General features: G+C 44.0%; 8 protein-coding genes. All 8 read right to left on the minus strand.

Annotation, left to right across the window (positions count from 1 at the left end; genetic code table 11):
- Window positions 1–159: 159 nt before the first annotated feature.
- The 8 genes from V7659_RS06445 to V7659_RS06480 all read right to left on the minus strand — a co-directional run bounded on the left by V7659_RS06445 (window position 160) and on the right by V7659_RS06480 (window position 8900).
- Window positions 160–1680 carry a M81 family metallopeptidase gene (locus V7659_RS06445; RefSeq protein WP_335538891.1) on the minus strand — a complete coding sequence of 507 codons (1521 nt, stop codon included), beginning with the start codon at window positions 1678–1680 and terminating at the stop codon, window positions 160–162.
- A 34-nt stretch (window positions 1681–1714) separates the two neighbouring features.
- Complete coding sequence (locus tag V7659_RS06450; RefSeq protein ID WP_335538893.1) at window positions 1715–3175, minus strand: aldehyde dehydrogenase family protein; 1461 nt, start codon at window positions 3173–3175, stop codon at window positions 1715–1717.
- Between the two features lie 42 nt (window positions 3176–3217).
- A complete protein-coding gene (locus tag V7659_RS06455) occupies window positions 3218–4513 on the minus strand; it encodes an aspartate aminotransferase family protein (RefSeq protein WP_335538895.1) in 1296 nt (431 codons plus the stop codon).
- Window positions 4497–5882, minus strand: a complete 1386-nt coding sequence (locus V7659_RS06460) for an aspartate aminotransferase family protein (RefSeq protein WP_335538897.1) — start codon at window positions 5880–5882, stop codon at window positions 4497–4499. Before V7659_RS06460 ends, V7659_RS06455 begins: the two co-directional genes overlap by 17 nt.
- The gene (locus tag V7659_RS06465) at window positions 5870–7060 is read right to left on the minus strand and encodes a thiolase family protein (protein WP_335538898.1); all 1191 of its coding nucleotides are present in this window, start codon (window positions 7058–7060) and stop codon (window positions 5870–5872) included. Before V7659_RS06465 ends, V7659_RS06460 begins: the two co-directional genes overlap by 13 nt.
- A complete protein-coding gene (locus tag V7659_RS06470) occupies window positions 7060–7722 on the minus strand; it encodes a 3-oxoacid CoA-transferase subunit B (RefSeq protein WP_335538899.1) in 663 nt (220 codons plus the stop codon). Before V7659_RS06470 ends, V7659_RS06465 begins: the two co-directional genes overlap by 1 nt.
- Window position 7723: 1 nt before the next feature.
- Complete coding sequence (locus V7659_RS06475) at window positions 7724–8380, minus strand: CoA transferase subunit A (RefSeq protein WP_335538900.1); 657 nt, start codon at window positions 8378–8380, stop codon at window positions 7724–7726.
- Window positions 8381–8570: 190 nt separating this feature from the next.
- Window positions 8571–8900 (minus strand): DUF3870 domain-containing protein, encoded by a 330-nt coding sequence (locus tag V7659_RS06480; protein WP_335538902.1) that lies wholly within the window; start codon window positions 8898–8900, stop codon window positions 8571–8573.
- Window positions 8901–9488: the final 588 nt, after the last annotated feature.

Below are 9488 nucleotides of genomic sequence, written 5' to 3' on the forward strand. Positions count from 1 at the left end.
GCTGCCGGTATTGAATGAGTTTCCCGTAGCGCGTCAGCGGGACAAGGGCTTGTTCATCTACTGCTCCTAATCCCGGAAACGCATCTCGCTCAAGCTCCATCATCATATTTAGCTGTTCTGGATTCAATGAAGTTGGTACTTCGACATAATAGGTTTTGTTTAATGTGTCCATTTTTCTGTCCCCCTCCGTTCTCCTTCATATTGGATATCATCGAGCGGCCAAATTGGCTTAGGAATGTAACGATACGTAAAAGTTGTTAAACGATTGGATGCAACACCAGGTGCATCCACATAAATGATACGGCCAACAATCGGCTCAAACGCTGCCCGAAAATGATTTTTAGCCTTTAGCCCCAGAATTCTCTTTGTGGCTGGCTCAAGACCAATATGACGAAACATTTCTGGATCATTCGCTGACATCGGTCTTCCAATGAGGAGGATATCCATCTTGCCAACGCGAATGTGTGCCGCGCCCTTTAAATCGACTCTTAAATGCTGGTTGAACGGTCCAGAATTGTGAAATACACCGTCTGATAAAGCCACTACCGTTGCTTCGACCTGTACGGACTCCCCAAATTCAGGCGATACTTTCCCTCCAAGGGACAGCATTACCTTATTTCCGGCTCCCTTCTTGCGGCAAGCCTCAATGGATTCTGGATCGTAAAGTCCTCCAAACAGTGTGTCGGGAATGTTCATCTTCACCATCTCCCGAAGCAGCTCTGTTGTATCCCCGCTCCCGCAGCTTAGAGGATTATCCGAGATGTCCGCCAGCACGACCGGTTTGTCGTCTTCAATCGACATGGCCAAAGTGAGCCCTTCTTTTACACCGGGCAAATCCATGATAAATTCTTCTCTTACGCTCCAGAACAAGGAAGCCATCTTTTGGGCGGTCTCTTTTCCTTTTTGCGGATCGAGCGAAACAACAAGTACACTTGCACCGACCATGGGAATATCCGAGTAAGGAAAGCCACCAAATACGGACACATGATAAATACCTGCTTCCTCTTCGGCTTGTTTCGCCCACTCTATCATTTTGTGCATCGGCCCTTCTGCCGTTCTCATATTGATAGAGGGAGGCATCATCGGCAACTTTTCAAAAGAAGCGTAGTAAGTCACACCTTCCTTTAATTGATTTAACAAAGCGATTGCCGCATGAACACCTTGTTCGTACATATCAATATGCGGATATGTTTTAAATCCAAAATGAAGTGGTGTGTAATCAATCATTTTTTCACTTAAATTAGCGTGCATGTCCAGGGTCGTTGCGATCGGAACATTCGAACCGATAAGCCCTCGAATTTTCCCCAGTAAATGCTCTTCCGGATCATGGAGGTGCTCGACGACCATCGCCCCATGCAGTGCAAGCAATAATCCATCCAGCCTTCCCGCCTGCTGGATGGACTCCAGCATTTGTTTTTCGATGATGGAGTACGCTTCTGTTGATACTACGCCCGATGGGACCGCTGCCGCACAAAGCAGCGGTACGATTTCTACATCCTCGTCCTGTTTCAATACATCCAGAAACCCACCCACTTCTGTTTTCGTTCCTGTATAGGCATCATAAATTTCATCGCCGATAAAGTAGCCTTCATTTCGAAACTGTTCGATTTCAGTTTTCATCGGGCTGAAACTGTGGGATTCATGGTAAAAGAATGCAATACCAATTCGATGTTTTCTCATGTTCTCCCACCTTATAATAGATATAGTCTTTTCATTAATAGTTCGTATAAATGGACTTCCATTCAGTCATGACATCAAATGCATGATGGGAAACTTCACGGTGACCGTTTCCGGACATCTTCATACCCCCAAATGCCACTCCCATCTCGGCATTAGACGTTCCGTTATTAATATAGACAAGTCCGCTTACTGCTTCCCTTGCAGCACGGTTTGCATAATGAAGGCTCTCTGTATAAATAGAAGTCGACAGCCCATAAATCGTCCCGTTATTTACCTCCATGGCTTCCTCATATGAATCTACTTCAATGATGGCAAGAACTGGACCAAATATTTCTTCCTGTGCAATGGTATCATTCGGTTTTACATTCTCGATGATGGTCGGTTCATAATAAAAGCCGCCCAATTCTTTGACACGCTGACCACCCGACACAGTTTTCCCACCTTCTTCAATCGCTGTTTTTACATATTTTTCGACTGTATGAAGCTGGTCTTCATTTACAAGAGGGCCCACTTGTTTCCCTTCTTCAAGTCCATTTCCTATTTTCATAGACTTTGTTAAATCTACTACTTTTTGTACGAGCAGTTCCTTTACTGGACGCTCGACGATGACTCGGCTTGCCGCTGTACAGCGTTGACCAGTTGTTGTAAACGCAGACTTTACGATTCCGTCTGCTGCCTTGTCCAAGTCTGCATCCTTCAAGACGATCACGGCATTTTTCCCGCCCAATTCCAATGAAATACGTTTTAACGTTTTACTGCTCATTTCGGCCAGCTTTTGTCCGACTTCTGTTGAGCCCGTAAACGAAATGATTTTAACATCCGAATGCTCTGCGAGTGTTTGACCGACTGTTCTTCCTGAACCGGTAATTAAGTTCACAACCCCTGCTGGCAATCCTGCTTCATCCAACACTTCCACAAAAATCTTTGCCGATAGGGCAACCTCTGAAGCCGGCTTCCATACGACGGTATTACCAGCAATCAGAGCTGAAAAGATTTTGTAGGAAGCAAGTGCAACTGGGAAGTTCCAAGGGGTAATGCACGCCGCGACTCCAAGGGGTTCACGAACCATTCTTACATTCCTGTCTGGGAAGCCGGCAGGGACCGTTTCTCCAAAGAGGCGTCGTCCCTCGCCTGCCATATATTGAGCAGTCGCGATGACCACTCCAACTTCGCCTTGAGACTCAGGCAGCACTTTGCCCATCTCCATGGTCATCACTCTAGCAAGTTCCTGTTTTCGTATTTCAAACAATTGGGCTGCTTTCGTTAAATAAGCCGCTCGTTCTGGAATAGGGGTGTTCTTCCATTTTAAATACGCTTCATTCGCTTTTGTGACTGCCTCATTCACTTGTTCCGTTGTGGCGGCCGCACATATGCCGACTAGTTCCCCCGTTGCCGGATTTATGCTTTCAAAGTAGGACTGATCGGCGGTACTTATCCATTTTCCATTTATATAAAGATCTCCCTGAAGAATATCTGTTTTAATTTGACTAGACATAAACTTGACCTCCTTTTTGGTGGTATTTCGAGGAAACGAGAATTAATTTCCTGAAATGGTTTCGGTTATCACATCTTCTAAAATCGATAATCCTCTATCAAGCACATCTTCTTGAATATTAAGAGGCAGCATTAATCGGATGGTTTGTCCGCTTACACCGCAGTTCATAATGAGCAAGCCATTTTCCAGAGCTTTTGATTTAACTTTCGGTACAAATAAAGGAGCAGACTCGGAATCGAATTCAATACCAATCATCATGCCGACTCCTCGGACTTCAACTATGCCCGGTAAATGTCCGACCGAGTTATGAAGTCGGCCGACAATCTCGGCACCGAGTTTGGCACTGCGTTCTACCAACTTCTCTTCTTCAATAACCTCAATGTTTGCCAATGCCGCAGCACAAGAAATTGGATTTCCGCCAAATGTCGAACCATGACCGGCTGTCGGCCATTTTTCATGAAGCTCACGACTTGCGACAATGGCACCAAGAGGCATGCCGCCGGAAAGGGCTTTTGCCAGTACTAAAATATCAGGCGTCACATTCGCGTGCTCTGCCGCGAACATTTTACCTGTACGGCCAAATCCAGTTTGTACTTCGTCAAAGATAAGCAAAATGCCGTGTTCCTCTGAAATCTTTCTTAACTCCCTCAAAAAGCTTGGCGGTGCTGGATAATAGCCGCCTTCACCCATTACCGGTTCAATGATGATGGCCGCTACACGTGAAGGATCCACACGTAAATCGAACAATTTTTGAAGCTGATTCAAACAGTACTCTTCCGCTTCTTCTTCTCTAATGTTTTTTAGCTGGCTGGGATACGGATAGGGAACGTGGTACACCTCGCCTAAAATCGGTTCATAATAACGACGGTATTTAGAGCTTGATGCCGTAATAGCAGTTGCCCCTAATGTACGGCCATGAAACGATCCTTCAAAAGCAATGATGGCGGGTCTTCCTGTGGCCGCCTTTGCTAGTTTAAGAGCACCGTCAATGGCCTCCGCTCCCGAATTAGAGAAAAAGACCGTGTCTAGGTTTCCTGGTGTGATATGTGCAAGCTTTTCGGCCAAATTCGCTGCCGTTTCATAATAACCATAGTTCAATCCAAGATGAATCAAGGCTTCAGCTTGCTTTTTAATGGCTTCCACCATTTTTCCATTCGTATGCCCGACTGCGTTGACAGCTACGCCTGAAACGAAATCGATATATTCCTTTCCGTCTGTCGTCCAAAATTTGGCACCATGCGCTTTTTCAATGACAAGCTCCGTTACCCTTGTCATAACCGGTGATAAATGTTTTTTTGCTTTTTCTTGAATTTCTTCTGTTTTATTTTGTAATTTCATATAGCTCATCCTTTCTTAATTGACCTTTAAATATCGTGAATGATTCATCTAAAATTCTTACAATCTCATCAATTTCTGTTCTCGTAACATTTAAAGGAGGACTAATGATGAGGTGCTCCCCTTTTGTGCCGTCAATGGAACCGGAACCGGGATAAAAAACCGCACCGAGTTCCATCGCAATTCCATTCAATCTTTCAGCAGCTTTTTCAGATGGATCGAAGAGCAGATCCTGCCCGCGATCCTTCACAAGCTCCATACCGATTAAAAGCCCTCTGCCACGAACATCAGATATATAAGCATGTTTTTGCTTCAGTTCCAAAAGACGTTTGACTAGGTAGGTACTTTGTTCTTTGACGTTTTCCAGCACCATATCTCGCTCATATACGTCCAATGCAGCAAGACCGGCAGCAACAGCCACAGGATGCCCGCTATAGGTGTAACCGTGAATGAATTTCCCGTCGCTGTTTTGTATGAGCCCATCGATTAACCGATCATGAACGATCATTCCGGCAAGCGGAGCATATCCCGCTGATACCCCTTTCCCAAATGTGATGATATCAGGCTTGATGCCAATCTGTTCTGTCGCGAAGTTGGTACCCGTACGGCCGAATCCAGTCATCACTTCATCGATAATTAAGACGATTTCGTAGCGGTCACACAGCTCTCGAACTTTCTCAAAATACCCCTGCGGCGGTGGAACAGCACCTTGCTGGCTTCCGACAATCGGTTCGGCGATAAATGCCGACACGTTCTCAGGACCAAGTTCTAAAATAGTTCTTTCAATATCCGTCACACATGTCCAGTTTTGTTTCGAGAGACAATCCTCTTTTTGACGATCGTATGGACATCGGTGGCAGTACGGAGAATAGACATGGGCATAGTTTAAAAGATTAGGAGTGTATGCATGTCTTCTTTTAACATCTCCCCCTGCTGATAAAGAACCAATGGTGTTACCGTGATACGATTGCCATCGCCCAATTACAATATGTTTTTGGGTTCTGCCGGCATCCCGATGATATTGCCGCGCCAGCTTCAAAGCACTTTCATTTGCTTCTGAGCCTCCGGTTGTAAAATACACTTTATTTAAATAATCGGGGGCCATTTTTCCGATGGTTTCAGCCAGTTCATGCAACGCTTTCGTCTCGAAGCGCATGGTATGGACGAAAGCTGCCTTTTTTGCTTGTTCTGCCATGGCCTCCCCTATAGAAGTAATCCCATGGCCTAAGTTAGCTGCAACCGCACCAGAGCAAGCATCCAAATATTTTTTCCCGTTCTCATCGATGAGATAGACACCTTCACCGTGGGTAATAATCGGATACTCCTTTTTTAAATCCCGATGAAACACGTAGTCTTTTTTTATTCCATCCATCTTTCCACCACCATTGCCAATCCTAATCCCCCCGCCACACAAATCGTCGCAAGGCCATATTGCCGTTTTTGTTTTTCAAGCTCATGACATAATGTAGTGACGATCCTTGCACCGGAGCACCCAAGTGGATGGCCTAAGGCAATCGCCCCTCCGTTGACATTCACGTTGTCTCCTTTTATGCCCCATTCCTTTAAACAAGCAAGACTTTGAGCAGCGAATGCTTCATTTAATTCAATTAAATCGATATCTTCCATTCGAAGTCCCGCTTTTTTTAACGCAATTTGGGATGCTGGAACCGGACCGATCCCCATTTCTTTTGGTGATACACCCGCTGCAGCAAAGGAACGAATCCTTGCCAATGGAATCACTCCAAGTTGTTTGGCTTTTTCTTCAGACATCAACAAGAGCATCGAGGCCCCATCATTTCTGCCGGAGGAGTTTCCGGCTGTTACCGTACCGTCCTTTTGAAATACAGGACGCAGTGTTCCTAACTTTTCAATGTCCGTCAATCTTGGGTACTCATCGATCGTAAAATGTCTGATTCCCTTTTTTCCTTCCTTTACTGGAACAGGAATGATTTCTTCTTCAAAATAACCCATTTCAATTGCACGTTTCGTTTTCTGCTGACTCATAAAGGCAAATTCATCTTGTTCACGGCGGCTAATCTTATATTTTTCAGCCAGCCACTCAGCTGTTTGCCCCATTGTGAAACGACCATATATCTCCTCCGGCTGCGATTTTGGCTGACTCTCGGTATTTGAATCATATAGCGTTATATCTCCTATCTTCTGGCCAAATCGAGTACCGATCATATAATGAGGAGCTTGTGACATGCTTTCGACACCTCCTGCTAAAACGACGTCCGCCTGACCTGTCATAATTGACATCGCCCCGTTAATGACGGCCTGCATACCCGAACCGCATTGACGATGAACGGTATAAGCAGGAATCGATTCTGGAAAATGGGCCTGTAATGCTGAGACTCTTGCAATATTCGGTGCATGCGCACTCTGCTTTGTTTGGCCGACAATGACTTCATCGACAATATTGGCGCCATAACCGGAAGCAGAAAGATTATTTTTCATGATGAGAGATACAAGCTCTTCTGGAGGCGTATCTGCCAATGATCCGCCGAAGCTTCCGATAGCAGTTCGAAATGCATTTACGATTACAACCACTATGCGGTCACCTCTTTGCCTTTATTGAAAGATTCAGCAATTTGAAAAGGTGCGTCCGTTTTCTGTTGGACTTCCTCAAGAGAAACTCCAGGTGACAGCTCAATAAGATGGAGTCCATCTTCCTTTACAGCGAAAACCGCTAAATCGGTAATAATTAAATCCACTATTCGTTCCGACGTGATCGGATAAGTTAATTCCTTAACGATTTTTGACTCTCCCTGGTTAGACGTATGCATCGTTGTTACGATTACCTTTTTGGAGCCTTCCAATAAATCCATCGCCCCGCCTACTCCAAGAACACTTTTTCCTGGCACAGCCCAGTTGGCAATCCGCCCAATTGCATCGATTTGCAGCACACCAAGTATTGAAACGCTTACATGTCCTCCGCGAATCATCGCAAAAGAGGAAGCACTATCAAAAAAGGATGACCCTTCCAATACTGTGACAGGCAGTTTCCCTGCATTGACAAGATTTTGGTCAATATGCTCTGGATCAGGGGTAGGACCTACTCCAAGGATGCCGTTTTCCGAGTGTAAAAAAACCTTAACATCTGATGGAATGTAATCAGCCACCAGCGTTGGAATCCCTATGCCTAAATTGACGATATCGCCATCCTTCAATTCCTTCGCCGCTCTTGCAGCAATGTATTGTTTCATGTTCAAGCTAGTTCCCGCCCTTCACTACGATAAAATCAACGTATAAATGAGGGGTCACAATTTCTTCAGGAGAAATTTGCCCTGCCTCCACAATCTCATCCACCTCTGCAATCACCACATCCGCAGCTGTTGCCATCATCGGATTGAAGTTTCTTGCCGATTTGTTGTAGATGAGATTTCCTAATTGATCCGCTTTTTTCGCTTTAATGAAAGCAAAGTGGGCTTTAAGGGGCTCTTGGAACACATATTTTTTACCGTTAAGGATACGCTCCTCTTTGTTTTCGGCGATTTTTGTTCCTACGCTGACCGGTGTATAAAACCCTCCTAGTCCTGCACCACCCGCTCGAATAGCTTCAGACATCGTCCCTTGAGGGAGAAGCTCCACTTCCATTTCCTTTTCCTGATAGGATTTAACCACCTCCGGGTTGGATGTAAAATAAGATCCTATCGCTTTTTTTACTTGTTTTTGCCGTACCAACACTCCAAGACCTCTACCTGGTTCACCAAGGTTATTACTAATAATCTCTAAATCTTTCACTTCCGACTGAGCCAAAGCGGCTATTAAACTAAGCGGACTTCCGACAAGTCCAAATCCACCTACCATAATTCGTGAGCCGCTTTTAACCATTTTTACAGCCTCTTCGCATGTAATCAGCTTGCTCATGTTTTTAATCCCTGCCTCTCCATCGACTTTTGTGGATGTTAACAGTTCGGTAAAATAAAAAACCGAGCAAAACATAAATCTCTATAAAGAATGTCGTTCTAAAGAACATTCCTTACAAAGAGTTCATGTTTGCCCGGTTTTAATAAGACCATGGGAAGAGGTCATCCTCCCACTTTATTATAACCAAACGTTATGTATTAATTTGCTTCACATTATCCCAGTAACGTTGAACTGCAGCTTGAAGAGCCACAATGATCGCTTGCTGGGATGGAGCAAAATAAAAACTTTGAATTCGTTTAATCAACTGCTCAACACCGTCTAGTAGACAGTAGCCTATCAGCAGTTTTTGAAAATAATTTTTTGTTAGTTCAGTTACGAATGTGAATTCAGCCCCGATAATCTTATGATCTTTAAGATCTACTTCGAGGACAATTCCCGCATGCTTATACATTTCATACATGGAAGTTCCCTGTGGAGCTTTTGCATATCCTGTAACAATCACTGTTTCCAGTGCTTGCATGCCCTTATCCACCTTTCAAAAACCCACTGAACATGTTTCTAACACGAGTATACGGGTTAGAATAAACAATGTCAATGTGAATATTTTAAATTTTCAAAAATGTTGAAGCGCTTTCACTATTAAAAAAGTGCTTACGACTATTTTTTTAGACCTATACACAATAGATAGATTATTCTCCCTTGCCTGTTAAAATCCTTCTAGAAAAGTTTGAAATTACTTTGCTTGTTCTGCATTCACTCCTTTCATCCCCTAAAAATGAACGAACTAGCTTATTACTATTCTCGACTTATAAACTTGCAATTTCTGTACCAAAATGAAAAACGCGATTTTGCTACCCTTTTTTGGAAACAATATGCCAAATTTTTTGGCACTATCCTCAATTTTTTGCATCTTAACTGCAAAAAGCTCTTTCCGATAAAAAATGGAAAGAGCTTTTGAATTATACGAGAACGCTATTTTTTCGATACTGGTTATACCGCTTTTGTCTCCATCTCTGTCTTTATTTTTACTGAGGTTTTAGTAAATGCACTAACAACGAACATGAAAACGATGTTAATGACAAGGGCCGCAATACCGACATCGAGATCT

Source organism: Neobacillus drentensis (genome assembly GCF_036966985.1).
Lineage (GTDB): Bacteria > Bacillota > Bacilli > Bacillales > Cytobacillaceae > Neobacillus > Neobacillus drentensis_E.